Here is a 23,993-nt window from a genome sequence, read left to right as displayed (position 1 = left end):
TCATGCGCATGTCGGCCAAAGCGGAGTATGCCGTCCGCGCGATGGTGCAGCTCGCCACGGTCGACGACGGCGTGCTCGTGACGACCGACGACCTCGCCAAGGCACAGGGGATTCCGCCGCAGTTCCTCGTCGACATCCTCTCCGCCCTGCGCACCGACCGCCTCGTGCGCAGCCACCGCGGCCGTGAAGGCGGATACGAGTTGGCTCGTCCGGCCACGGACATCAGCCTGGCTGACGTGCTGCGCTGCATCGACGGCCCACTGGCCAGCGTTCGCGACATCGGGCTCGGAGACCTGCCGTACACCGGGCCGACGACACCGCTGAGGGATGTCTGGCGGGCGCTGCGGGCGAGCATGCGTTCGGTGCTCGAGCAGACGAGCGTGGCCGACGTGGCCGCCGATGCGCTGCCCAAGCACGTCCGCAAGCTCGCCGACGACTATCGCGATCAGGAGACCCAGCGCGGGCACTCGCTGAATTGACGTGACGGGTCAGCCTCCGGACCCGTACGGCCGGGTGATGATCTCGAGGCGGTGACCCGCCGGGTCCGGGAAGTAGACGCCGCGGCCACCGTCGTTGTGGTTGATCTCACCCGGGCGCGAACCGTGGGGATCGGCCCAGTGCTGAAGACCACGATCCTGGATGCGCCCGTAGATCTCGGTGAACTCGTCTTCGGAGACCAGGAATGCGAGATGCTGGGGGTGGATCTTCTCGCCGGGGCCGACCTGCGCGTAATCGAGACTGGCATCGTGCGCCAGGCCCACCGCCAGGAACGGGCCGAATTCCTTGGCAGGCGGCAAGCCGAACAACTCGGTGAAAAAGCGGGCCGATTCCTCGCGATCCCGTGCCGCGACGATCGTGTGGTTGAACTCGATGGCCATACCCATTCAGTCAACCACCGCGGCCCAACCCCGACAACGTTGCACGATGTAGCGGTGACGTTCGACTTCCGCGACCTCGCTCATCCTGTCGTCGTGGCGCCGATGGCGGGCGGGCCCTCGACACCCGAACTCGCCGCTGCGGGAACCAATGCGGGCGGTCTCGGGTTCGTCGCGGCGGGCTATCTCACTGCCGAGGCATTCGCCGAGCGCCTCGCCGCCGCCCAGCAGCTCACCTCCGGGCCCGTCGGCGCCAATCTGTTTGTGCCGCAACCGAGTGCGGCCAGCCCCGGCCCACTTGCACGGTACGCCGAGTCGCTGGCGAAAGACGCCGAACTTTACGGCACCGCGCTCGGTGACCCCCGGTTCGACGACGACGCCTGGGCGGCCAAGCTCGATGTGCTGCTCGACCTCAAGCCCGCGGTGGCGTCGTTCACGTTCGGATTGCCCACCAACGAGGAGATACAGCGGTTACGCGGGGCCGGTATCACGACGGTGGGCACTGTGACCACGCTGGCCGAGGCGCAGCAAGCCGTCGCGCGCGGCGTGGACGCTGTCACGGCGCAGGGTCCGGCGGCCGGCGGGCACCGCGGCACCTTCGACCCGACCGCGCGCCCGTCCGAGGTTCCGCTGGACGAACTGCTGGCGTCATTGATGGCCACCGTCGACGTGCCCGTCGTCGCCGCCGGTGGCCTGATGACGAGCGAGGACATCGTGCGGGTGCGGCACGCGGGCGCGGTGGCCGCACAACTCGGCACCGCGTTCTTGCTCGCCGACGAGGCGGGCAGCAGCGCCGTGCACCGTGCCGCGTTGCAGGACGACGGGTTCACTGAAACCGTTGTGACGAAGGCGTTCTCGGGCCGTTACGCACGCGGCCTGCGCAACCGGTTCGTTGACGACCACGAAGGCGAGGCACCGTTGGGATACCCCGAGGTGCACTACCTGACCAGCCCGCTGCGGGCGGCGGCCGTGCGAGCGGGCGATCCGCACGGGGTGAACGTATGGGCGGGTACCGGATTCCGTGCGGCCAGAACCGGTTCGGTGGCCGACATCATGGGCACACTCGCCTGACTGGTCACTTCGGGGCGGTCAACTCCAGCGCGATGTTGTCCGGGTCGCGGAACTCGAGGATGTACATCGGCCCGATGTCCTTGATCGGTTCGTGCGAGATGCCGAGATCATCGAGATGGCTTTCCGCGGAGTCGAGTTCGTCCTTGCTGGTCAACCGGAACGCGACGTGGTCGAGGCCTGTGCGGTTCTCGTCGAAGGAGTCGGTGTCTGCCGCTGCCGGTCGTAAGCCCACGAGCATGCCGCCGAGGTCGTAGATGACCCCGCCGAACAGGAAACCCAGCGCTTCACGGGTCACGGCATCGGCGCCTTCGGGCATCTCGTAGAGAACACGCCAGCCAAAGACGGCTTCGTAGAATTCACGCGATCGCTCGATGTCGGTCACGGTCAGGCGGATGTGCGCGATGGACGTGGTGGTGATCGGCATGTCCCCATGCTGCCAGCCGTGCCAGAATCGCCGACGTGCGAATCGGGATGACGATGCCGGTCATGGAAGCCGATCTCGACGCGGAGACGCTCGAGACGTGGGCGCGGGTGATCGACGACGGGCCCTTCTCGTCGCTGTGCTGGGGAGAGCGCGTCGCGTTCGACAACCCGCACTCGCTGACGCTGCTCGGGGCGCTCGCCGCGTGGACCGAGCGGGTTCGCCTGGTGACCACCGTGGTGGTCCCGCAACTGCACGACCCCGTGATGCTGGCCAAGGCGCTGGCCACCGGCGACATGCTCTGCGGCGGACGGTTGACGGTCGGTCTCGGTGTCGGCGGTAGGGAAGAGGACTACCGCGCGGTCGGCGCGGACCCGGCCGGCCAAACGATGCGGGCGATGGCCGACCGCGTCGCCGTGATGCGCAGGGTCTGGGCGGGCGAGAAAGTCACCGAATCCGTCCTCCCGGTCGGCCCGGCGCCGGTGCAGTCCGGCGGCCCGAGGTTGTTGGTCGGCACGATCGGCCCGAGGACGGTGCGCAGTGCTGCACTGTGGGCCGACGGGCTGGCAGGCACGACCCTGGATCTGGACGTCGACGGGCAGAACGAGTTGTTCGATGTCGCCCGCGCCTCGTGGGCTCAGGCCGGTAAACCCGCACCGCACCTGGCCACGTCGTTCTGGTTCGCGATCGGCGAGGACGACCGACCGCGCGAGCAGGTGCACCGTCATCTGCGGCGGTACATGAACTGGATTCCTGCCGACGTGGTCGACGCGATGGCACCCACGACCGGCTGGGCGGGCAGTGAACAAGAACTGCTCGACGTCTTGCGCCGGTTCGAGGACATCGGTACCGACGAGATTCATTTGATCCCAACGAGTTCCGACGTCGACCAGGTGCGTCGGGTCGCTGACGTGGTGGGCGAGTTCGCGCCGTAGGGCGGCTGAAGGTCGTGGCCGCCGCTAGAACGTGAGGTGGTGGCTGGTGTCGCCCACCTGGTCGACGAACATGGTGCGAGTGTCGAACCACCATGAGCCGTCGACGCGGTGAAAGGTGTCGCGGTATCGGCCGGCCACGATGACCTGCAGTGGCAGTTCGGGGGTGGCCTGCGTGACGCAGTAGTAGGCGCTAGCGTGACCGGTCCCGGCGTCCTCGTCGACGTGGATCGTCACATTGGTGGTGAGGTGCTTGGTCTTGGGGGTGCCGTCGTCGTACAGGCGCACCGCCGTCTCGAACATCTGTCGCACTCGGGTCGCGCCCTCGAAAACCGTTTCCGGCGGCCCGTTCTCGACGGCGCGGATCCGGCCATGGGCGAAGAGTGCGCCGACACCGTCGAAATCGCCGGCGTCGATTCGCTCAGCGTAGGCGTAGACGAGATTCTCGATCTCGCGGGCGGAGTCGCTCATCGGCCAGTAGACAACCAGCACCACTGTGTCGTGTCAACGATCATGCGCTCCACCGCATCACCTAGCCTCACACGGTGGCTACGAATTGGTCGCCGAGCCGGCTCGGCAATCTGAGCGGAAAGCGGGTCATCGTCACGGGCGCGACCAACGGAGTCGGCTTGGCGACGGCGCGGGCCCTGACCGCTGCGGGCGCACATGTCATCCTGGCGGTGCGCAACCTCGAGTTGGGCGCACAACGGGCCGCGGAGATGGGCGGCGACACGTCAGTGGTCAAGCTCGACTTGGCCGATCAGTCGTCGGTGCGCGCCTTCCCGGATCTGCTCGAGGGCGACGTCGACATCCTCATCAACAACGCGGGCCTCGTCGCGCAGAGCCGACGTGAAACCGTGGACGGCTTCGAGATCACGCTCGGCACCAACTTCTTAGGGCCGTTCGCGTTGAGCAATTTGCTCTTCGGGCGAGTGCGGTCGAAGATCATCAACGTGGGCTCCGACGCGCACAAGTCGGCGAGCATCGACTTCGATGACCCTCATCTGCGCACCGGCAATTGGTCGGCCTTCCCGGCATACGCCCGCTCAAAGCTGGCCGTGATGCTATGGGGCCTCGAACTGGACCGCCGGCTGCGCGAGGCCGGCTCGCCGATCACCAGCTTCCTGACGCACCCCGGCTGGGTGGCCTCGAACCTGTCGAACGTCTCCGAAAAGCCGGTGATGGCCGTGTTTCACGCAGTGGTCAAGGCGGCGGCCCGAGTGCTGGCCAACGACCTCGAAGCGGGCGCGGCGCCGACGCTGTACTGCATCACCGAGCCGATTCCACCCGGCAGTTATGTCGGCATCGACAGCAGGTACGGCTTGAAGGGTGCGCCGACGTTGAGCGGGCGCGGCGCGGTGGCGTGCGATTACGACGACGCCAGACGGCTGTGGGAGTTCGCGGAGAAGGAAACCGGTACCAGCCTGCCGATCTGAGGTGGGTTGGCCGAGCGCCCCAAAAGCGTTGTGGCACAGCGGCTCTACGATCGGCTACAGGCAGCAACTCGGATCGAGTACGCGGCACAGAGCCGCCAGGGCGTCGCGGTTGGGTTGGTGATAGACGTTCATGCCGCGTCGCTCGGATTCCACCAGGCCCGCTTTGCGAAGCTGCGACAGGTGATGACTGACGGTGGACTCGGAAAGGCCGACGTCCGCTGCGAGATCTCGGCTGCACAGTTCGCCCTCCGCTGCACTGAACAGCAGCGACACCAGCGTGACTCGCATGGGGTCGGCCAGCGCTTTGAGGCGCAGGGCGATGCCGAGGGCCGCGGCGTCGTCGAGCCGCCCGGCTGCGACCGGCTCGCAGCAAACAGGGGCGGAGATGTCGACCATCGGCAACGCTTTGGGCATGAATCCATCGTGCCAGATGGGTTGACATATATCAAAAAGGTGGCAGTATCGGCCCTACCTCGAGTTCGATATATGTCACACAGGTATGGAGGTCACCATGTCCCGGGTTCAACTGGCACTCAACGTCGACGACCTCGACGAAGCCGTCACGTTCTATTCGAAGCTGTTCAACGCAGAGCCCGCGAAGCTCAAAGAGGGGTACGCCAACTTCGCCATCGTCGACCCGCCGCTCAAGCTCGTCCTACTGGAGAATCACGGGAAGGGCGGAACTATCAACCACCTCGGCGTCGAGGTGGAATCCAGCGAGACGGTGCACGCCGAACTCGCGCGGCTCGCGGGGGAGGGCCTGTTCACCGACGAGGAGATCGGCACGACGTGTTGCTTTGCCAAACAGGACAAGGTCTGGGTCAGGGGGCCTGCCGGCGAAAAATGGGAGGTCTACGCCGTGCTGGCTGACTCCGAGACATTCGGCAGCGGCTCATTGCGCCAGGACGCCGACGTCGAAGGGGATCGGTGCTGCGCTGGTACCGCACGCGACGGCGAACCGACAACCACGACGACCGTTTGCTGCTGACCGTGGCCGGGTGGTCCACACCGGCGGTCACGGAGTGGGTGTCGTCGGCAGGATGGGTGGTTCTGGTGGGAGCTGCCCGGGTGGCAGCTCGAGCACCTTCTGCAGAAGGAAGCAGTCGCCGGTGATCGTGAGTGTGGCGAAATTGATTTGTCCAAGGTTGAATTCGTAACCGTTGCCCTGCAGGTCGAAGTCGCGCTTGTCTTGCTCGTTGAACAGCGAAGAATCGTCCGTGGCGCCGTACTGCGCGGCTTCTTCGTGCACGATGTCGGCCGCTGTCGCGAACTCCTCCGCGGAGAACGTCCTGCCGAACACAACTGGGTCCGCTCGGGGACGCCGCGCGACGTCTGCATTGAGCTTTTCGCACAATGCTCCGTTCCTGGCGGCCTTCAGCCCGTGCGGGTCGTCATCGAATCTCCAGGTCTGGCCGGGGACGGCTGCGGCGATCCGTTCGCCGATCACGCGGGCGGTCTCATTGAGGCGTTCGCGGGTGTCCTCGTAGGAGCCCTTGTCGCGCATGCTGTCGATCAGTTGCACCGCCTCATCACCCTTGACGGTCTTGGACTCGTGCGGATTCTCGGTCAAGGTGCAGCCACCTATCAACGTCGAGGTACACAACAGAAAAGTCAGTGCCGCCAGGCGGCGCGGCGCTCGTTCGCCGCACTGTCGGGTCACCATGAGAGCGGGGTTTCCTTCACCGTGAGATCTGGGCGGTCGAGCAGGATTGCCGCCAGGTTGTATCCGGTCATTCGATCTCCTGCATCGCGGCCATACTCCGAGTGCCCAGACGCCCCGATCTTGGATTCGTAGCCGTCGATAGGTGTGAGGCCGGCATCTGCTTCCAGGTGTTGGAACCGGAACCGAAGATCTCCGTCGTCGTCGATGACGTCGTTCGGGCTCGATCCCCAGCCGTGTAGCGGCGCAAGGTCGGCAATGTAGTTGATCGGGTCGTCTGACGCCGACATCACAAAGAAGTTGTTGTCGTTCATTCCGAGGTCGGCAGGGGTGTCGGCCTTGAATCCCGGCGACCCGTACATCACTGAATTGTCCACCACTTGGCTGGCTCCGTCCTGAAGGGCGATGCCCGACGTCAACGAGCCATAGGAATGTCCGAACAAGGCAAGGGTCTGGTCAGGGTTGCGCTTGGCGGCGTCGAGGTCGTGCAGGAAGGACGTGAGTTTGGGCGCCCCTGCCTGGGCCAGGTCATCGCTGAGCACGTCGGTCGACCCCAAGTTCGGCGGCGGCTGATACCCCACCCATGCCACAGCCGCGACATTCTGGCTTGCCCCGACTCTTCTGGCGACATCGATCGCTTCTTGCTGTAGTTGGTAACTTTCGCGAGTCATGCCGGCTATCGCGCCGCGAGTGGTGCTCGATACGCCGGGAACGGTCACGGAGACGTGGTCGGCCTCGAACGGGTCGCTGACCGCCGTCGCCGCTGGGACCATCTCGGACCAGTCGTCGGGCTTTTCCACATAGATCAGATGGGAGTCGGGCACCCGCAGAGCTTCTTCGATGGCGGCGATGTCGGCCAGCCGGTCCTGCTTGACCTGACCGTCGGGCAACTGCTGGACGTCCTCCAACATCTCCTGAAGCAGTTCACGATTGGCCCGATCAATCACCTCGACGTCACCCGAGGATATGTCGGTGGCATACTCCGGCCCCTGGCGCTCCTCGTCGTCAGTGAGCATCTGTGTCGAATCATCGCCGGACTGCTCGAATGTGGTGCCCCCCAACTCAGCGACCGTGGCCGTCACCTGGGTTGCGATGTGGCTGTCCGTCTGCGCCAGTTGCTCGGCGTGCCAGCGGATGTACTCCGCGTGCTCGGTTGCGACGCGCTGGCGGGCGGCTGCTTCGGCTGGCTCTCGCTGCTGTGTGTCGGTCACGGACAAGTCCTCGCCGACCCGGAATCCATCGGCTTCGGCGTCGGCGATGGCATCCAGTGCTTTGACTTGGGCGGCTCGAAGATCACCTGAGCCGCGGGCCGCAGCGGCGGCAGCCTGTCGCATGAGGTCGCTATGGCGCCGCACCACCACCATGTCGGCGGTAACACGGTCGGATGCTGCCTCGGCAGCGCTGCCTTTCCACGTGGTGCCGCCCGGCATACGCACGTTCTGCGCGTGTTCTGCGAACAGCCGCTCGGATTGGGCGGCCAGCGAGCGCCACCTCGTTGCAGCACTCTCCAGATGCGCGACATCCCAATTCGCGATCTGAGAGCGCAGCGGCACCGTCGAGCTGCCCACCGCGCTGGCTGGGGTCACATCGATTCCGCGAGTTCGCCGGCAGCGCGTTCGTCGGTGCTCTGGTAGGTGCTGCCGGCCGACTGCATGTCGGCGGCCTGCTGGGATATCCGCGCCGACTGGCCAAGGCGCGCCGTGGCAATTGCCGCGTCCATGGCCGACACTGCCGCGTGCGTCGCCTGACCGCCTCCTGCGCTCGCTGCTGATGGGGTAGCACCCAACGCGGCGGCGAGTCCGTCACTGCCCGCGGCGGCCGTGCGCAGACCTGTGGGATCGACATCGAGGTTCTCGGCCACCCCATACACCCCTTCAGCCCAACAGCCGTGGCAACCGTCTCCGCGGCGAGCAACTCATCGACCGACCCGGTCATGGTAACGATCGCGGAAATGCGAGCGCCTCACGATCAGTCCAGCGGGCGGCCGTTACTCTCCCGTGCCGACGATTCGCCTCGAGGGTGGTCAAGGCGGCGGCGCTGGTGTTTGCCAACGTCCGCATCGACAGCCGGTACGGCTTGAAGGGTGGCCGACACTGAGCGGTCGGGGCGCGGTCGCATGCGATTACGACGACGCCAGGAGATTGTGGGGTTCGCGGAGAAGGAACGGTACGACGCTGCCGTTCTAGTCAGCGGCGGGGTTCGGTCTGTGACGTCCACGTCCGGCCGTCGTAATAGCGCATCGAGTTCGGGTCGTTCTGGTCCGGGTACCAGCCTGGCGCCAGACCGCTGCTCGGCGTCGGCTGCTGCACGATCGGTTGCTGCACCACCGGCGGTGGCTCGTGCGACCGTGGTCGCGGCGCGGATGCGATACGCACAGCCCAGATGATCACGGCGATGATGAGGATGACCACCAGCAGCCAGATGATCGACTGGAGCGATCCGAAGAGAGTGCTCAAGTCGGTCATAGCGCCTCCTCTCGAGTAAAACAGCGTTCATCGACTACCCCCGAAGGTGCGGCGACAAACGAAGCGGCGTTCGATCGAGTCAACGTCGCGACCGGAGAACTCATCCGGGGAACTTGAACATCAAATCGACCGGGGATTTCAACCAGGAGGAGACCCCTGCGACGTCGTGACACCGAACAGGGCCCGTAGCACGCCGGCCACGCGAGCATCCGTCCACGCGTTGCACAGCGCCGCATCTGGTGAGTGTGTCGATGCCTGCAGCGTCTCCCGGAGCGTGGTAGCGGCGACGAGGGTAAGCGTCTATCGGATAGCTTTGATCACCTGGCTGATGTTGAACTGCCACCGCTCAACGAGGCGAAAACCGAGGTCTCGCGGCACCCAAAAGGCATTCGCGGTGGTGAAACGCGGTCCCGGTGGGAGCGCGATACCTGCCTCATGCGACGGCAGCGTCGGGTCTTTCTGCGAGATCGTCCAAATCACATCGCATTTCGCGATGCGGTCGACCACCTGGAACGGAGCAAGGTTGGAGTCCCATAGCTGCCCTGCTTCCTCCGCGGGCCGGCCCAGACCCACGTCGACGAGACCCGCGTAGGCCGCTGGTCTAGCATGCGCCAGTGGCCGAATCGGGCCTGGCCGCCAATCGACGGTGTCGTCCAGAAGCAAGCAGTCACCCGGAGACGCATGCGCGCTGATCAAATCGGCGACCTGGCTGTAATCCATCTTCGCCTTGGCATAATCGCTGCGCTGCCAGATGTAATTGGGCACAGCAGCGACGGCCAACAACGCGCAGATGATGGCGATACCCCTGGCATTGCGTCCCAGCACCACCACGCACATCCCAATCCCCAGAGCGGCAGCGGGAGCGGTGAAAGTCAGATACCGATCGGCGTAGAGCGGTTGCAGTATCGCGGAGGCGACGAGGATAAATCCGGTAGGCAGCACAATCCACAGCGCCGATATCGCCACGACCTCCAGCGAGCCGGGAACGGTGCGCCATTGCCGTCGGTAGCGAGGAATCGCGAACGACAACACCACCACTAGCGCTGCGATGGCGGCGAACGGAATCGAGCGGTCGAAGTACTGCGTTCCGAAGACGTGAGCCAATGTCTCAAGGCTCAACGGCTCGATCCACGCCAGCTGCGACGTCTGTCCACTCAAGAATGCCAAGTACGGAATCAGCACGGCTACAGCGGTTCCCGTGGCCGCGACCCATCGGATCATCGTCGACCGGGGCAACCGGAGAACCACAACGACAGCCAGATGCACCAACGCGATCATCGCCAGGTGGATGTGAAGCAACACCGATACGGCAAATAGCCCCGCGTAAGCAGCCCACAACCAGCTCCTTCCGCGGCGGGCGGCGACGACCAGTAGAACCGTCAGCCAGATGGACGCAACACAGGTCAGTGCATAGGGCCTCGCCTCGATGCCGGCCCAGGTGACTCGCGGCAGGATCGCGAACACCAACCCGGCGCTGATTCCGAGAGCCCGATTCGAAAGCAACCGGGCCAACACCACGAGTCCCGCCGCGGCGAAGCCGATCGCGATCGAACTGGGTACTCGTGCCCAAAACTCGGTTCGTGGCGCGATCTCGAACCATCCGTGCATCAGCAGGTAGTAGAGCGGGTGTGCCGCGTCGCTGGTGGCGATCAGCTTCGCCAGCTCCGCCAGTGAGCGGCCGGTCGCCGACATAGTGGCGGCCTCGTCGTACCAGAACGACGGGTTCCCCGCGCCGATGACGCAAATCACTGCGGCCAAGCAGCCGATCAACGGCGCATCAGCCTGAGGTGCCACGGCCGTCCAGGGCTGCTGTGAGGATGCCCGTTCGCCAGTTCGCCCCGCCGCGGTCGCCACAGTCCCTCAAGTTAGCGCGCGCCGGTCAGGGCTGGCATCGGCCAGAGCCGAATTTCGATGTTCATGTCCTGGCACCGCAAATCTGCCCGTCGCCCGTAGGGAGCAAATTCACCGTCGCCCTGCACCATGCCCGCGCCGCGACGATCAACTCGTTGGTCTATGCGCTGGTTCCGGCCGCGATCGCTGGACAATGCAGTCGATGCGGGGGGCTCGATGCTGGCCTAGGTGTGATGCACAGGGAGGTCGCCCACAATGCCGCCGGGTCTGACGTCGACTTGGACGGCCGCTCAATCAGCATCGAGCGCACTCGGGTCCAGGCCGGGCTACGTCGTCAAGAACGATCCGAGGCCCGGTCATCGCGTCGCACGCTACCTCGGGACGAGGGGCCGGCGGCGGTGCTGCGACGAGCTTCTGCACGCTACGCCCAGGAACGTTTAGCGTTCGACTCCGCACGCCGGGATTCCGGCTATGTCGCGGTCAATCAGTTTAGAAGGGTCTGAGCGTTGTGCAGAGGGCGAAAGACCTGGTCAGATTGTGCCCCCGGCAGGATTCGAACCTGCGGCCTTCTGCTCCGGAGGCAGACGCTCTATCCCCTGAGCTACGGGGGCGCGTGAGAAACGGCGCCGATGGGCTTGGACAGCCTAACGCATTCGGGTGATCGGAAACGGATTCGGGGCTGACCACCCAAGACCATAGGATGGACCCTCGTGACCCCCGCCGACCTGGCCGACCTGCTCAAGACCACCGCCGCCGCGGTGCTCGTCCAGCATGGGCTTGATGCGTCGGTGCTGCCGGAGACCGTCACCGTCGAACGTCCGCGTAATCCCGAGCACGGCGACTATGCCACCAACCTGGCCCTTCAGCTGGGCAAGAAGGTCGGCGCCAATCCGCGGGAACTGGCCGGCTGGCTGGCTTCGGCCTTGGCCGACAACGACGGGATCGCTGCCGCAGACGTTGCGGGCCCTGGCTTTGTGAACCTGCGCCTCGAGGCGTCGGCGCAGAACGTGATCGTCACCGACGTCTTGGCGGCCGGCGCCGCCTACGGGCATACGGAGGCGCTCGCGGGGCAGAACATCAACCTCGAGTTCGTCTCGGCCAACCCCACCGGGCCGATCCACATCGGTGGCACCCGCTGGGCGGCCGTCGGCGACGCTCTCGGCCGGCTTTTGTCCACCCAAGGCGCCGCCGTCACCCGCGAGTACTACTTCAACGACCACGGCGCCCAGATCGACCGGTTCACCAACTCTCTGATTGCCGCCGCCAAGGGTGAACCGACCCCCGACGACGGCTACGCGGGCGACTACATCAAGGACATCGCCGCTCAAGTGCTGGTCAAGGAACCCGATGCGCTTGGCCTGCCCGAAAGCGAGATGCGCGAGACCTTCCGCGCCATCGGTGTGGACCTGATGTTCGCCCACATCAAGCAGTCCTTGCACGACTTCGGCACCGACTTCGACGTCTACACCCACGAAGACTCGATGCACACATCCGGGCGCGTCGAGCAGGCCGTCGCACGACTGCGCGAAGCGGGCAGCATCTATGAGAAGGACGGCGCAACCTGGTTGCGCACCACCGATTACGGCGACGACAAGGACCGCGTCGTGATCAAGAGCGACGGTGCGCCGGCCTACATCGCCGCGGACATCGCCTACTACCTCGACAAGCGCCAGCGCGGATTCGACCTGTGCATCTACATGCTCGGCGCCGATCACCACGGCTACATCGCCCGGCTCAAGGCGGTGGCGGCCGCGCTGGGTGAGGATCCTGCCACGGTCGAGGTGCTCATCGGTCAGATGGTCAATCTGGTGCGCGAGGGTCAACCGGTGAGGATGAGTAAGCGGGCGGGCACGGTGATCACGCTCGACGACCTTGTCGAGGCGATCGGCGTCGATGCCGCCCGCTATTCGCTGATCCGTTCCTCGGTCGACAGCCCGATCGACATCGACCTGGAGCTGTGGTCGTCGGCATCCAACGAAAACCCGGTCTATTACGTGCAGTACGCGCATGCGCGGCTGTCCGCCCTGGCCCGTAACGCCGCCGAACTGGGTGTCGTGCCCAGCGCCGAGAACCTGCAACTGCTCGACCACGACAAGGAAGGCACGCTGATTCGCAACATCGGCGAGTTTCCGCGAGTGCTCAAAACGGCTGCGGCACTGCGCGAACCGCACCGTGTGTCGCGATACCTCGAGGATCTGGCCGGGGACTACCACCGGTTCTACGACTCCTGCCGCGTGCTGCCGCAAGGCGACGAGACCCCCAACGAGGTGCACGGTGCGCGCCTGGCGCTATGCCAGGCCACTCGTCAGGTGATCGCGAACGGCCTCGGGATTCTCGGCGTCACCGCTCCGGAGCGCATGTGATTGCGCATCCCGCCGGTCCCCGGCATGCCGAAGAGATCCATCACGGTGGCGCTCCGCCACGCCCGCAGTCCCCGACCGAGCTCGTCCTGTTGGCGTCGAACGTCTGGCCCCGCAGCACCATTCGCGACGACGACGGTGTGGTGTCGATCGGCGGTGTGCCGGTGACCGACATCGCCGCAGAGTTCGGAACGCCGACATTCGTGGTGGACGAGGACGACTTTCGGTCGCGCTGTCGCGAGATCGCCGCCGCGTTCGGCGGGGGTGACAACGTCCGCTACGCGGCCAAGGCGTTCATGTGCACCGAGGTCGCCCGCTGGATCGCCGAAGAGGGCCTTTCGCTCGACGTGGCCAGCGGAGGTGAGATGGCCGTCGCGATGGCCGGTGGTTTTCCTGCCGCGCGGATCGCGTTGCACGGCAACAACAAATCGGTTGTCGAGCTCACCGCCGCCGTCGAAGCCGGTATCGAGCACGTGGTGGTCGACTCGATGATCGAGATCGACCGTCTCGACCAGATCGCCGGCGCAGCCGGAGTGGTCCAGGACGTGTTGGTCCGCGTCACGGTTGGCGTCGAAGCGCACACCCACGAGTTCATCTCGACCGCGCACGAGGACCAGAAGTTCGGGCTCTCACTGGCTTCGGGCGCCGCCATGGACGCCGTCCGGCGGGTGTTCGAGACCGATCACCTACGCCTCAAGGGTCTGCACAGCCACATCGGTTCTCAGATCTTCGACGTCGCCGGCTTCGAGATCGCCGCGCACCGGGTGATCGGTCTCCTGCGCGACGTGGTCGCCGAGTTCGGTGTCGACAAGACCTCGCAGATGTCGATCGTCGACCTGGGTGGGGGCCTCGGCATCTCGTATCTGCCCCAGGACGATCCGCCTCCGATCGCCGACCTGGCGGCCAAGCTGACCGCGATCGTGCGCGACGAGTCGGCTGCCGTCGGGCTACCGACTCCGCGGTTGGTGGTCGAGCCGGGTCGGGCCATCGCCGGTCCCGGGACCATCACGCTCTACGAGGTGGGCACCGTCAAGGACGTCGCCGTGAGCCCGACCGCACATCGCCGTTATGTCAGCGTGGACGGCGGTATGAGCGATAACATCCGGACGTCTCTCTACGGTGCGGAATACGACGTACGGTTGATATCGCGGCACACCGAGGCCGCACCCGCAATCGGCAGAATCGTCGGAAAGCATTGCGAGAGCGGCGATATCGTTGTCCGCGACACCTGGGTGCCCGATGACCTCCGGCCCGGTGACCTCTTGGGGGTCGCGGCGACCGGCGCCTACTGCTATTCCATGTCGAGTCGGTACAACCTGATCGGTCGTCCCGCCGTGGTGGCCGTGCGCGACGGGCGAGCCCGCCTGATACTGCGCCGCGAGACGGTCGACGATCTGCTGAGTCTGGAAGTGAGGTAACGATGACTGACTCCGAAAAGCCCATCGGCGTAGCGGTCCTTGGCTTTGGAAATGTCGGTAGCCAGGTTGTGCGCATCATCGAGGAGAGCGCCGACGACCTGGCCGCACGCATCGGCGCGCCGTTGGTGCTGCGCGGCGTCGGCGTCCGTCGAGTGGCCGATGACCGCGGAATCCCCGTCGACATGCTCACCGACAACGTCGAGGAGCTCGTGTCCCGCGACGACGTCGATATCGTCGTCGAGTTGATGGGGCCCGTGGAACCCGCGCGCAAAGCGATCCTGACCGCGCTGGAGCAGGGCAAGTCCGTGGTCACGGCCAACAAGGCGCTGATGGCCGTCTCGACCGGGGAGTTGGCTCAGGCGGCCGAAAACGCCCGGGTAGACCTGTATTTCGAGGCTTCCGTCGCCGGTGCGATCCCCGTCATCCGGCCGCTGACCCAGTCGCTGGCGGGGGACTCGGTCGTGCGTGTGGCGGGCATCGTCAACGGCACCACCAACTACATCCTCTCGGAGATGGACAGCACCGGCGCCGATTACACCGGCGCGCTGGCCGACGCGAGCGCCCTCGGATACGCCGAGGCCGACCCGACCGCCGATGTCGAGGGATACGACGCCGCGGCGAAGGCGGCGATCCTGGCCTCGATCGCCTTCCACACCCGGGTCAGCTCCGATGACGTGTACCGCGAGGGCATCACCAAGGTCAGCACTGCCGACTTCGAATCCGCCGAGGCGCTCGGCTGCACGATCAAACTCCTGGCCATCTGCGAGCGGCTGACGGACAGTAAAGGACAGCAATGGGTTTCGGCGCGGGTGTACCCCGCGCTGGTACCGTTGGATCACCCGCTCGCCGCCGTGAACGGAGCGTTCAACGCGGTGGTGGTCGAGGCCGAAGCCGCGGGCCGCCTGATGTTCTACGGGCAGGGGGCCGGCGGTGCACCCACGGCCTCTGCGGTGATGGGTGATCTCGTGATGGCGGCTCGCAACCGCGTGCAGGGCGGCCGCGGACCGCGGGAATCGAAGTACGCCAAGCTGCCCATCGCGCCGATCGGCTTGATCCCGACTCGTTACTACGTGAACATGAACGTCGCCGACCGAGCCGGCGTACTGTCCGCTGTGGCAGCCGAATTCGGCAAGCGCGACGTCAGCATCGCCGAGGTGCGACAAGAGGGCATGGTCGACGAGGACGGTCAGCGCTGCGGTGCGCGCATCGTGGTGGTGACCCATCAGGCCACGGACGCGGCACTGTCGGAGACCGTGGCCGCGCTGGCCGACCTCGATGTCGTGCAGAGCATCAACAGCGTGCTCCGCATGGAAGGAACCACCGAATGAGCACCTCGGCGCAGGCTGTTCATCAGCCCTGGCCCGGGCTGATCGCGGCGTACCGCGACCGTCTGCCGGTCGAGGACGGCTGGACACCGATCACCCTGCGTGAGGGCGGGACTCCGCTGCTACCCGCGCAGCGGCTGTCCGAACTGACTGGGTGCACAGTGCATCTCAAGGTGGAAGGGCTCAACCCGACCGGGTCGTTCAAGGATCGCGGCATGACCATGGCGGTGACCGAGGCGGTCGCGCGCGGCCAGCAGGCGGTGCTGTGCGCATCGACGGGTAACACGTCGGCATCAGCCGCGGCCTATGCGGCCAGGGCGGGTATCACCTGCGCGGTGCTGGTGCCGCAGGGCAAGATCGCGATGGGCAAGCTTGCCCAGGCCGTCATGCACGGTGCAAAGATCATCCAGGTCGACGGCAACTTCGATGACTGTCTGGAGCTGGCGCGCAAGCTGACCGCCGACTTTCCGACCATATCGCTGGTCAACTCCGTCAACCCCTACCGAATCGAGGGGCAGAAGACCGCGGCCTTCGAGATCGTCGACGCGTTGGGTGGCGCTCCGGACGTGCATTCGCTGCCGGTGGGCAACGCCGGCAACATCACCGCCTATTGGAAGGGCTACACCGAGTACCACCGCGACGACGTCGCGGACCGGCTTCCCCGGATGCTCGGTACTCAGGCGGCCGGTGCGGCGCCGCTGGTGCACGGTGAGCCGGTCAAGAATCCGGAGACCATCGCGACGGCCATCCGGATCGGCTCGCCCGCATCGTGGACCACCGCCGTGGCGGCAGCGCAGCAGTCCGACGGTCGATTCCTGGCCGCCACCGACGAGGAGATCCTCTCGGCGTACCACCTGGTGGCCAGCACCGAAGGCGTGTTCGTCGAGCCCGCATCGGCGGCCAGCATCGCCGGTCTGCTCAAATCGATCGAAGACGGTTGGGTGGCCAAGGGTTCGACGGTCGTGTGCACGGTCACCGGCAACGGGCTCAAGGACCCGGACACCGCGTTAAAGGGCATGCCGCCGGTCATCGCGGTGCCCGTCGATCCGGTGGCCGTGGTCGAGCAGCTGGAGCTGGGATAGCCGGTGACTCACGTATTGCCACCGGGACTGAGGGCCACCTCTGTGGTGGCGGCATCCAGCGCGAACCTCGGCCCGGGTTTCGACAGCCTAGGCATCGCGTTGAGTCTCTACGACGAGATCATCGTCGAGACAACGGAGTCCGGCCTGACGGTCGTTGTAGAAGGCGAGGGCGAGGGCCAGGTGCCGCTGGATGAGACGCACCTTGTGGTACAGGCCATCCGGAGAGGATTCCAGGCGCTGGACATCAGCGCTCCAGGCATGACCGTGCGGTGCCGAAACGACATTCCGCACTCGCGAGGGCTCGGATCGTCGGCAGCAGCGGTCGTGAGCGGACTCTCGGTGGTCAACGGCCTTGCGGCACAGACCTCTTCGGAGATCCTCTCGGAACAAGACCTCATCCAGTTGTCCTCGGAGTTCGAAGGCCATCCCGATAATGCCTCGGCGGCGGTGCTGGGCGGTGGCGTGGTGTCCTGGACGCAAGGGGAGGAGTCGACGGCCCGATTCGATGCCGCGCCTATCCGGATCCACCCCGACATCGGCCTGTTCGTCGCGATACCCGACGAGAGTTCGTTGACGGCCGAGACCCGCGTGCTCCTGCCGGAGAAGGTCAGCCACGCCGACGCGCGATTCAACGTGAGCAGGGCGGCCCTGATGGTCCTTGCGTTGACGGCACGGCCCGACCTGCTGATGCCGGCCACCGAGGATGTCCTGCATCAGCCGCAACGGGCTTCGGCGATGCCTGCCTCCGCGGAATATCTGCAAGTCTTGCGACGTTGCGGCATTGCGGCGGCGCTCTCGGGAGCGGGTCCTTCGGTGCTTGCGCTCAGCACGTCACCGGAGCTACCCGCAGAAGCTCTCGAGTACGGCACCGCGAACGGGTTCACCGTCAAAGCCATGGGTATCGGTGACGGCGCCAGATGGACGTCGGGCGTGGCGTTACGACGCTGAGGCCGGCAGGAACACGAGTCACAGGAGCAACACGACACTCATGTCTTTCTTGCTTCCCGTCCCGATGCGGGATATTCTCGCTGTCGTCAGGCAATCGCAGCGTCTCTACCTGCGCCGACACTAGGACACCACCCATTTTCCCCGTGGTCTACTCGTGGATTGACGGTTCGCCGTATACCGGCGAAGCCCGGCCATCACCGTTGCAGGGGCAATGGTGGGGCCCATGCGTTCAGTGGATCAACTGATCGCACCGAACCCCCGCGCGACTCGTTCTGCGAGGGAAAGAAAGGACATCCGTGACTGAAACGGACCTGATCACGGCTGGGGGCAGCAGCGACAACGGCGAGCTGTCGAACGCCGTGAGTTCAGAAACTTCAACTTCTGCGGCGGCGGACGCGCCGACCGCGGAGACCGCACCCACCGCCGAGGTCGCTTCCGGCAACCGCGGCGGCTCGCTGTCGACCATGGTGCTGCCCGAACTGCGTGCACTGGCCAAGGAAATGGGCGTCGAGGGCGCGTCCGGTATGCGCAAGAGCGAACTGGTCGCCGCCATCCGTGAGCGGCGCGGTGCGTCGAACGGCCGTGGAAAGACATCCGCGGGCGGCGATGCGCCTGCGGCCGCCGAAGCCAAGACGGGCGAGCCCGCGAAAGATGCCCCGAACGCCGATTCGGGCGCCGAGAGCAGCGACGGTGGTTCGGACATTGACGCCGACCAACAGCCCCGGCGCCGTGAGCGTCGCGGAGCGTCGCGGGGCGCCGGCACACCCGATGCCTCGGGTAACCAGCCGGACAACGCGCCTCGGGACGCCAAGACCGACGACCGCCAGAACGACCGGTCCAACAAGTCGGATACCAAGTCCGACGGCGATCAGCAGCAGGGCGACCAACAGGGTGGCCAGAACCGCGGCGGCGGCAACAACGACGACGACGGCGAAGGCCGTGGCGGTCGTCGCGGCCGCCGGTTCCGGGACCGCAGGCGTCGTGAGCGCGGCGGCGGTGACGGCGGCGGTGACCGCGACACCGAGCTGCGCGAGGACGACGTCGTTCAGCCCGTCGCCGGCATCCTCGACGTTCTCGACAACTACGCGTTCGTCCGCACCTCCGGCTATCTGGCCGGCCCGAACGACGTGTACGTCTCGATGAATATGGTGCGCAAGAACGGTTTACGCCGCGGTGACGCCGTGACCGGCGCCGTGCGGGTGCCCCGAGATGGAGAAGGCGGCGACAAGAACCCGCGGCAGAAGTTCAATCCGCTGGTCCGGCTGGACACCGTCAACGGCAAACCGGTCGAGGAGGCCAAGAAGCGGCCGGAGTTCAACAAGCTCACGCCGCTCTACCCGAACCAGCGGCTGCGCCTGGAGACGAACACCGAGAAGCTGACCACCCGCGTCATCGACCTGATCATGCCGATCGGCAAGGGCCAGCGCGCGCTGATCGTGTCGCCGCCCAAGGCCGGTAAGACGACGATCCTGCAGGACATCGCCAACGCGATCACCACCAACAACCCGGAATGCCACTTGATGGTGGTGCTCGTCGACGAGCGTCCGGAAGAGGTGACCGACATGCAGCGCTCGGTCAAGGGCGAGGTCATCGCCTCAACGTTCGACCGGCCGCCGTCCGATCACACCCAGGCCGCCGAGTTGGCGATCGAGCGGGCCAAGCGACTCGTCGAGCAGGGTAAGGACGTCGTCGTGCTGCTGGACTCGATCACCCGCCTCGGCCGCGCGTACAACAACGCGTCGCCGGCCTCGGGTCGCATCCTGTCCGGTGGTGTGGACTCGACCGCGCTGTATCCGCCCAAGCGGTTCCTCGGCGCGGCCCGCAACATCGAAGAGGGCGGCTCGCTGACCATCGTCGCCACCGCGATGGTGGAGACCGGGTCGACCGGCGACACCGTGATCTTCGAGGAGTTCAAGGGCACCGGCAACGCCGAGCTCAAGCTCGACCGCAAGATCGCCGAGCGGCGCGTCTTCCCGGCCGTCGACGTCAACCCGTCCGGCACCCGCAAGGACGAGCTGCTGCTCTCGCCCGACGAGTTCGCGATCGTGCACAAACTGCGTCGCGTGCTGTCCGGGCTGGATCCGCACCAGGCCATCGACCTGTTGATGAGCCAGCTGCGCAAGACCAAGAACAACTACGAGTTCCTGGTGCAGGTCTCCAAGACCGCCCCCGGCTCGATGGACGCCGACTAACCAGCGGTTCGAGATCACCGATAGGGGTCGGTGATCTCGCGCAGCGCGGTCAGCGCTTCGCGAAGCTGCTGAAATCGGCGGTCGCCGATGTAGCGTCGCCATTCGTCTTCGACCTTTGCGACCTCCGCGCCCGCAGTCCGGCACACCGCAAGCCCCTTCTCGCTCAGCGTGACGAGGCGGGCCCGCGCGTCGGTTGGATCAGGGGAGCGCAGCACATAACCCGAGCGTTGCAGTTGGTCGACCAGCGCACCGGCCGTCTGCTTGGTGACGCGCGCCTGCTCGGCGAGATCGGTGAGTCGCATTCCCTGCGGATCGAGACGTTGCATCAACCGGCTCTGCGCTGCAGTGATGTCGTTGGCACCCGCGGCGGCCAATGCCTCCATCACACGGGCCTCGACCGCCCGATGCCCGATGAACATGAGCGTGGCGACGTTCGGCATCTCGGGCACACCGTTGACTTTAGTACGATCTCCTGACTACATTGGTCAGGAAACCTGACTAAAAAAGGGGCGGTCATGGACTCCGACACGATATGGCGGCACATCGACGAACAGCGCTCGACACTCGCGGACATGTTCGACGGCATCGGCGCCGATCGATGGTCGACGCCGTCGCTGTGCGAGGGGTGGACGGTGCGCGACGTCGCTGCACACCTCACGCATTCGCACTTGAGCACGTGGACGATGCTCGCCGAAGCGCTCCGCAACGGGTTCCGGTTCAATGCGACGGTTCATCGAGCAGCGGTGCACGACAAGCGAACTCCCGAACAGCTGGCCGCGGCGTTGCGGAAAATGCGTGGCTCGCGCAAGCGCCCGCCGGGTACCGCCGAGCTCGACCCGCTGTTGGACGTACTGGTTCACGGTCAGGACATCGCGGTGCCTCTCGGAATCGACCTTCCCATGCCCGTCGACGCCGCCGCGGCGGTCGCCGAACGGTTGTGGGGCATGCGGTTCCCGCTTCACCCACAGCGTCGCCTCAAGGGCTACGAATTCTCCGCCACCGATGCCGACTTCCACGTCGGGCGGGGCCGCCTGGTCGAGTCCCCCATCCGCGACATTCTCATGGTGCTCGCCGGTCGCCCCACGGCGATCTCGGTGCAGATCCAGTAGCTCAGCGATCGGTAGCGCACCGAGATCACTCGGCGGGGCCGGCACGCAGGCCCGGCATGACGTAGCGGCGCAGATGCCGCAGTACCGCGTCACCGTCGCTCGGGTCGAGCGTCTCGCCGGGAACGGTGGCAAGCGAAATCAACACGCGTGCAAGCCATTCCGACGCTTCAGTGATATCCGTGTCGGGGTGGATCTCACCCGAGTCGCGCGCGGCGACCAGGTAGCGAGACCAGAAGTCCGCGAGGTCGGGTACCAGTCCCTGAACACCGGCGCCCGCGCACGCGGCGAACTCTTCGGGCTCGTCGATGCGCAGCTTCATCAGCAGGGCGCCAGGGTCGTCGTATGCTGTGCGCCCATGCCGGATCCCGGCGGCGATCTGCCGGTCGAGCCCCTCGACGCGCTCGAGCATCTCGTGCGCCTCGGACCAGTACGCCTCGTTGAGCCGCACGATCGCCGCTCCCAGCAGCGAGACCTTGTCGGGGAAGTGGCGGTACAGCCAACCGCGGGAGACACCGGCCGCCTCGGCCACCTCGGACACGGTGGTCGCGCGAATTCCTTTGGCGCGCAGGCAGAGCTCCGCCGCGTCGATCAGTCGATCGCGGACGCTCTTGGTGGCGGCGCCGCTCGTCACCAGGTGGGCTCCTCCGTTAATCTCGCCGTCAAGCGGGCCGATCGGAGCATTGTGTCATGGTAGACACAATCGCGAATCTGTTCACTGTCGAGAGGTGAGCCATGGCGGACACGCTCCAGCAGCTGCTCAACGAGCGTGCTGACCGCGACACCGTCGCCATCCGGTACGGCGACCGCACATGGACCTACCGTCAATACGTCGCCGAGGCCAAGACGCAGGCCGCCGCGATCATCGGGGCCGCCGACCCGGACCGTCCCCTGCACGTCGGGGTCCTCCTCGGCAACACCCCCGACATGCTGATCGCGCTCGCGGCGGCCGGACTCGGCGGCTACGTGGTGTGCGGTATCAACACCACGCGCCGCGGAGAAGCCCTGGCACGCGACATCGTCAAGGTGCACTGTCAGTTCCTGATCACCGACGCCGAGCACCGTCCGCTGCTCGAGGGTCTGGACCTGCCGGGAGTCATGGTGTTCGACACGTCGAGCAGCGGGTGGACGGACTTCCTCGCCACGGCGGCGCCGTTCGTTCCCCACCGGCAAGCCGCCGTCGACGACACGTTCATGATGATCTTCACCTCCGGCACCAGCGGTGATCCCAAGGCGGTTCAAGTCGCCAACCTCATGGTGCTGTTCGCGGGCAACGCCCTGGCCGAGAAATTCGAGCTCAGCGACAACGATGTCTGCTACCTGTCGATGCCGATGTTCCATTCGAACGCGGTGGTGGGCGGATGGGCACCTGCGCTGGTCGCGGGGGCCGCGATGGTGCCCGCGAAATTCTCGGCGTCCAGATTCCTGGCCGACATCCGACGCTACGGCGTGACGTACATGAACTACGTGGGTAAACCGCTGGCCTACGTGCTGGCGACACCCGAGCGACCCGACGATCGCGACAACCCGTTGCGCGTCGCCTTCGGCAACGAGGCCACCGACCGCGACATCGAGCAGTTCAGCCGGCGCTTCGGCGTCACCGTCGACGACGGCTTCGGATCGACCGAGAACGCCGTGATTATCACCCGCACTCCGGACACGCCGAAAGGCTCGATCGGACAAGGCTTTCCGGGTGTGGCGATCTACAACAGCGAGACGGTCACCGAATGTCCGGTGGCCGAGTTCGACGAGAACGGCGCGTTGGCCAACGCCGATGTGGCGATCGGCGAACTCGTCAACACCGACGGCAGCGGCCTGTTCCGCGGCTACTACAACGACCCGGACGCCACCGACGAGCGGATGCGCCACGGCATGTACTGGTCGGGGGATCTGGCCTACCGCGACGCCGACGGTTTCATCTACCTGGCCGGCCGCACCGCGGACTGGATGCGGGTCGACGGGGAGAACCTCGCGACCGCGCCCATCGAGCGGATCCTGCTCCGGCTGCCGGCGGTCAACCGCGTCGCGGTCTATCCCGTGCCCGACGAGCTCGTCGGCGACCAGGTGATGGCCGCCCTGGTCCTGCAGGACGGCGCCGAAATCGACCCGGAGACGTTCGAAAGGTTCCTTGCGGACCAGCGAGACCTCTCGCCGAAAGCCTGGCCGCGGTACGTGTGGATCGCCCACGACCTGCCCAGCACCGCGACCAACAAGATCCTCAAGCGTGAGCTCGTCGCGCGGGGAACTACACCCGACGGTAGAACGCTCTGGCGGCGCGACGGCAGCAGGTTCCAGCCTGTCTAGCCCGCGAGTGTGGGGTTATGTCACGCCAAACCGCCGCGACGCGTGACGGTAACCCACGTTCGGCCAGAGGTGGAAGAGCGACGGTCGAGGCGGAAGCGGAATACCGCCCGGTGCGCGCGCGTTTAGGCACTTGGCGGTTGAGCTGGCATAATGGACCGCCGACCCTCGGTTCCGGTTCACGCCCAATACCTCCAGCACGGAGGGGCGACCCGGCCCACGATCGAAGAGGAAACCATGAAGACGGGTATTCACCCTGATTACGTAGAGACCACCGTGCACTGCGGCTGCGGCAACACGTTCACCACGCGGAGCACCAAGCAGAGCGGACAGATCCACGTCGAGGTCTGCTCGCAGTGCCATCCCTTCTACACCGGCAAGCAGAAGATCCTCGACAGCGGCGGCCGGGTGGCGCGCTTCGAGAAGCGCTACGGCAAGCGCAAGGACAAGGCTGCCGACAAGTAGCTCCCTTTCCGGCGCCCGATCTGCCGCGTCAGCGGCCAGGCCGGGCGTCGGTTTGCGTTCGCGGGAAGCCATGGAAGGAAGGTCG

Annotated in this window: 25 protein-coding genes and 1 tRNA gene; 14 read left to right on the top strand and 12 right to left on the bottom strand. The window is 66.0% G+C overall.

The window, feature by feature from the left end; genetic code table 11:
- Window positions 1-2: 2 nt before the first annotated feature.
- The gene (locus tag AU193_RS16260) at window positions 3-479 is read left to right on the top strand and encodes an RrF2 family transcriptional regulator (RefSeq protein ID WP_064423405.1); all 477 of its coding nucleotides are present in this window, start codon (window positions 3-5) and stop codon (window positions 477-479) included.
- Between the two features lie 9 nt (window positions 480-488).
- Here AU193_RS16260 and AU193_RS16255 read toward each other — a convergent pair whose 3' ends face one another.
- Window positions 489-878, bottom strand: a complete 390-nt coding sequence (locus tag AU193_RS16255; protein WP_064423404.1) for a VOC family protein — start codon at window positions 876-878, stop codon at window positions 489-491.
- 54 nt (window positions 879-932) lie between these two features.
- On the opposite strand from AU193_RS16255, the gene AU193_RS16250 reads away from it, so the two are divergent.
- The gene (locus tag AU193_RS16250; RefSeq protein WP_064423403.1) at window positions 933-1,946 is read left to right on the top strand and encodes a nitronate monooxygenase; all 1,014 of its coding nucleotides are present in this window, start codon (window positions 933-935) and stop codon (window positions 1,944-1,946) included.
- Between the two features lie 4 nt (window positions 1,947-1,950).
- Here AU193_RS16250 and AU193_RS16245 read toward each other — a convergent pair whose 3' ends face one another.
- Window positions 1,951-2,370, bottom strand: a complete 420-nt coding sequence (locus AU193_RS16245) for a VOC family protein (protein ID WP_064423402.1) — start codon at window positions 2,368-2,370, stop codon at window positions 1,951-1,953.
- A gap of 47 nt (window positions 2,371-2,417) precedes the next feature.
- Between AU193_RS16245 and AU193_RS16240 the strand changes: the two genes are divergently transcribed.
- Window positions 2,418-3,302, top strand: a complete 885-nt coding sequence (locus AU193_RS16240) for an LLM class flavin-dependent oxidoreductase (protein ID WP_064423401.1) — start codon at window positions 2,418-2,420, stop codon at window positions 3,300-3,302.
- Window positions 3,303-3,326: 24 nt separating this feature from the next.
- On the opposite strand, the gene AU193_RS16235 is transcribed toward AU193_RS16240, so the two are convergent.
- Window positions 3,327-3,770: a nuclear transport factor 2 family protein gene (locus AU193_RS16235; protein WP_064423587.1), complete on the bottom strand. Its 444-nt coding sequence runs from the start codon at window positions 3,768-3,770 to the stop codon at window positions 3,327-3,329.
- Window positions 3,771-3,844: 74 nt separating this feature from the next.
- Here AU193_RS16235 and AU193_RS16230 point away from each other — a divergent pair, with 74 nt between their 5' ends.
- Window positions 3,845-4,735: an SDR family NAD(P)-dependent oxidoreductase gene (locus tag AU193_RS16230; protein WP_064423400.1), complete on the top strand. Its 891-nt coding sequence runs from the start codon at window positions 3,845-3,847 to the stop codon at window positions 4,733-4,735.
- A gap of 54 nt (window positions 4,736-4,789) precedes the next feature.
- Here the strand turns inward: AU193_RS16230 and AU193_RS16225 are convergent, their stop codons facing one another.
- Window positions 4,790-5,149 (bottom strand): Rv2640c family ArsR-like transcriptional regulator, encoded by a 360-nt coding sequence (locus tag AU193_RS16225; protein ID WP_064423399.1) that lies wholly within the window; start codon window positions 5,147-5,149, stop codon window positions 4,790-4,792.
- Window positions 5,150-5,246: 97 nt separating this feature from the next.
- On the opposite strand from AU193_RS16225, the gene AU193_RS16220 reads away from it, so the two are divergent.
- Complete coding sequence (locus AU193_RS16220) at window positions 5,247-5,723, top strand: ArsI/CadI family heavy metal resistance metalloenzyme (protein WP_064423586.1); 477 nt, start codon at window positions 5,247-5,249, stop codon at window positions 5,721-5,723.
- 27 nt (window positions 5,724-5,750) lie between these two features.
- Here the strand turns inward: AU193_RS16220 and AU193_RS16215 are convergent, their stop codons facing one another.
- The 6 genes from AU193_RS16215 to AU193_RS16190 all read right to left on the bottom strand — a co-directional run bounded on the left by AU193_RS16215 (window position 5,751) and on the right by AU193_RS16190 (window position 11,322).
- A complete protein-coding gene (locus AU193_RS16215; protein WP_064423398.1) occupies window positions 5,751-6,398 on the bottom strand; it encodes an LppA family lipoprotein in 648 nt (215 codons plus the stop codon).
- Window positions 6,392-7,981 carry an alpha/beta hydrolase gene (locus AU193_RS16210; RefSeq protein WP_371259219.1) on the bottom strand — a complete coding sequence of 530 codons (1,590 nt, stop codon included), beginning with the start codon at window positions 7,979-7,981 and terminating at the stop codon, window positions 6,392-6,394. Before AU193_RS16210 ends, AU193_RS16215 begins: the two co-directional genes overlap by 7 nt.
- Window positions 7,978-8,256, bottom strand: a complete 279-nt coding sequence (locus tag AU193_RS16205) for a hypothetical protein (protein ID WP_064423397.1) — start codon at window positions 8,254-8,256, stop codon at window positions 7,978-7,980. Before AU193_RS16205 ends, AU193_RS16210 begins: the two co-directional genes overlap by 4 nt.
- Before the next feature lie 325 nt (window positions 8,257-8,581).
- Window positions 8,582-8,860: a DUF2510 domain-containing protein gene (locus AU193_RS16200; RefSeq protein WP_064423396.1), complete on the bottom strand. Its 279-nt coding sequence runs from the start codon at window positions 8,858-8,860 to the stop codon at window positions 8,582-8,584.
- A gap of 300 nt (window positions 8,861-9,160) precedes the next feature.
- On the bottom strand, window positions 9,161-10,618 hold the full coding sequence (locus AU193_RS16195) for a glycosyltransferase family 39 protein (RefSeq protein ID WP_216637287.1): 1,458 nt from the start codon (window positions 10,616-10,618) through the stop codon (window positions 9,161-9,163).
- Window positions 10,619-11,249: 631 nt separating this feature from the next.
- Window positions 11,250-11,322: transfer RNA gene (locus tag AU193_RS16190), tRNA-Arg, on the bottom strand.
- Between the two features lie 99 nt (window positions 11,323-11,421).
- On the opposite strand from AU193_RS16190, the gene argS reads away from it, so the two are divergent.
- From argS to rho, 6 genes are all read left to right on the top strand, one after another.
- Window positions 11,422-13,074, top strand: coding sequence for an arginine--tRNA ligase (gene argS / locus AU193_RS16185; RefSeq protein ID WP_064423394.1), 1,653 nt, complete (start codon window positions 11,422-11,424; stop codon window positions 13,072-13,074).
- Window positions 13,071-14,489, top strand: a complete 1,419-nt coding sequence (lysA, locus tag AU193_RS16180) for a diaminopimelate decarboxylase (protein WP_064423393.1) — start codon at window positions 13,071-13,073, stop codon at window positions 14,487-14,489. The genes argS and lysA overlap by 4 nt, the downstream gene beginning before the upstream one ends.
- A 2-nt stretch (window positions 14,490-14,491) precedes the next feature.
- A complete protein-coding gene (locus AU193_RS16175; RefSeq protein ID WP_064423392.1) occupies window positions 14,492-15,817 on the top strand; it encodes a homoserine dehydrogenase in 1,326 nt (441 codons plus the stop codon).
- The gene (gene thrC / locus AU193_RS16170; RefSeq protein WP_064423391.1) at window positions 15,814-16,896 is read left to right on the top strand and encodes a threonine synthase; all 1,083 of its coding nucleotides are present in this window, start codon (window positions 15,814-15,816) and stop codon (window positions 16,894-16,896) included. Before AU193_RS16175 ends, thrC begins: the two co-directional genes overlap by 4 nt.
- Window positions 16,897-16,899: 3 nt before the next feature.
- Window positions 16,900-17,844 carry a homoserine kinase gene (gene thrB / locus AU193_RS16165; RefSeq protein ID WP_064423390.1) on the top strand — a complete coding sequence of 315 codons (945 nt, stop codon included), beginning with the start codon at window positions 16,900-16,902 and terminating at the stop codon, window positions 17,842-17,844.
- Between the two features lie 296 nt (window positions 17,845-18,140).
- Entirely contained in the window at window positions 18,141-20,036 is a 1,896-nt protein-coding gene (gene rho, locus AU193_RS16160; protein ID WP_064423389.1) for a transcription termination factor Rho, read from the top strand.
- Between the two features lie 14 nt (window positions 20,037-20,050).
- On the opposite strand, the gene AU193_RS16155 is transcribed toward rho, so the two are convergent.
- Complete coding sequence (locus AU193_RS16155; RefSeq protein WP_172798340.1) at window positions 20,051-20,476, bottom strand: MarR family transcriptional regulator; 426 nt, start codon at window positions 20,474-20,476, stop codon at window positions 20,051-20,053.
- A gap of 75 nt (window positions 20,477-20,551) precedes the next feature.
- On the opposite strand from AU193_RS16155, the gene AU193_RS16150 reads away from it, so the two are divergent.
- Entirely contained in the window at window positions 20,552-21,145 is a 594-nt protein-coding gene (locus AU193_RS16150) for a maleylpyruvate isomerase family mycothiol-dependent enzyme (protein WP_064423387.1), read from the top strand.
- 25 nt (window positions 21,146-21,170) lie between these two features.
- Here AU193_RS16150 and AU193_RS16145 read toward each other — a convergent pair whose 3' ends face one another.
- The gene (locus AU193_RS16145) at window positions 21,171-21,776 is read right to left on the bottom strand and encodes a TetR/AcrR family transcriptional regulator (protein ID WP_064423386.1); all 606 of its coding nucleotides are present in this window, start codon (window positions 21,774-21,776) and stop codon (window positions 21,171-21,173) included.
- A 101-nt stretch (window positions 21,777-21,877) separates the two neighbouring features.
- Here AU193_RS16145 and fadD1 point away from each other — a divergent pair, with 101 nt between their 5' ends.
- Window positions 21,878-23,446 carry a fatty-acid--CoA ligase FadD1 gene (fadD1, locus tag AU193_RS16140; protein ID WP_064423385.1) on the top strand — a complete coding sequence of 523 codons (1,569 nt, stop codon included), beginning with the start codon at window positions 21,878-21,880 and terminating at the stop codon, window positions 23,444-23,446.
- Between the two features lie 234 nt (window positions 23,447-23,680).
- The gene (rpmE, locus tag AU193_RS16135) at window positions 23,681-23,908 is read left to right on the top strand and encodes a 50S ribosomal protein L31 (protein ID WP_064347106.1); all 228 of its coding nucleotides are present in this window, start codon (window positions 23,681-23,683) and stop codon (window positions 23,906-23,908) included.
- Window positions 23,909-23,993 lie beyond the last annotated feature (85 nt).

Origin of the sequence: Mycobacterium sp. GA-1285, assembly GCF_001499905.1 — a bacterium.
Taxonomy (GTDB): domain Bacteria; phylum Actinomycetota; class Actinomycetes; order Mycobacteriales; family Mycobacteriaceae; genus Mycobacterium.
The sequence above is the reverse complement of the archived record's forward strand: the minus strand, read 5'-3'. Positions and strand labels throughout refer to the sequence as shown.

What these genes read in the sequence shown, in the direction of transcription:
- AU193_RS16220 (WP_064423586.1), top strand. Translation starts at nt 5,247, where the DNA reads ATGTCCCGGGTTCAACTGGCACTCAACGTCGACGACCTCGACGAAGCC.
- AU193_RS16240 (WP_064423401.1), top strand. Translation starts at nt 2,418, where the DNA reads ATGACGATGCCGGTCATGGAAGCCGATCTCGACGCGGAGACGCTCGAG.
- AU193_RS16235 (WP_064423587.1), bottom strand. Translation starts at nt 3,770, where the DNA reads ATGAGCGACTCCGCCCGCGAGATCGAGAATCTCGTCTACGCCTACGCT.
- AU193_RS16225 (WP_064423399.1), bottom strand. Translation starts at nt 5,149, where the DNA reads ATGCCCAAAGCGTTGCCGATGGTCGACATCTCCGCCCCTGTTTGCTGC.
- thrC (WP_064423391.1), top strand. Translation starts at nt 15,814, where the DNA reads ATGAGCACCTCGGCGCAGGCTGTTCATCAGCCCTGGCCCGGGCTGATC.
- AU193_RS16245 (WP_064423402.1), bottom strand. Translation starts at nt 2,370, where the DNA reads ATGCCGATCACCACCACGTCCATCGCGCACATCCGCCTGACCGTGACC.
- AU193_RS16200 (WP_064423396.1), bottom strand. Translation starts at nt 8,860, where the DNA reads ATGACCGACTTGAGCACTCTCTTCGGATCGCTCCAGTCGATCATCTGG.
- AU193_RS16150 (WP_064423387.1), top strand. Translation starts at nt 20,552, where the DNA reads ATGGACTCCGACACGATATGGCGGCACATCGACGAACAGCGCTCGACA.
- rpmE (WP_064347106.1), top strand. Translation starts at nt 23,681, where the DNA reads ATGAAGACGGGTATTCACCCTGATTACGTAGAGACCACCGTGCACTGC.
- AU193_RS16155 (WP_172798340.1), bottom strand. Translation starts at nt 20,476, where the DNA reads ATGCCGAACGTCGCCACGCTCATGTTCATCGGGCATCGGGCGGTCGAG.
- AU193_RS16260 (WP_064423405.1), top strand. Translation starts at nt 3, where the DNA reads ATGCGCATGTCGGCCAAAGCGGAGTATGCCGTCCGCGCGATGGTGCAG.
- AU193_RS16175 (WP_064423392.1), top strand. Translation starts at nt 14,492, where the DNA reads ATGACTGACTCCGAAAAGCCCATCGGCGTAGCGGTCCTTGGCTTTGGA.
- AU193_RS16255 (WP_064423404.1), bottom strand. Translation starts at nt 878, where the DNA reads ATGGCCATCGAGTTCAACCACACGATCGTCGCGGCACGGGATCGCGAG.
- fadD1 (WP_064423385.1), top strand. Translation starts at nt 21,878, where the DNA reads ATGGCGGACACGCTCCAGCAGCTGCTCAACGAGCGTGCTGACCGCGAC.
- AU193_RS16215 (WP_064423398.1), bottom strand. Translation starts at nt 6,398, where the DNA reads ATGGTGACCCGACAGTGCGGCGAACGAGCGCCGCGCCGCCTGGCGGCA.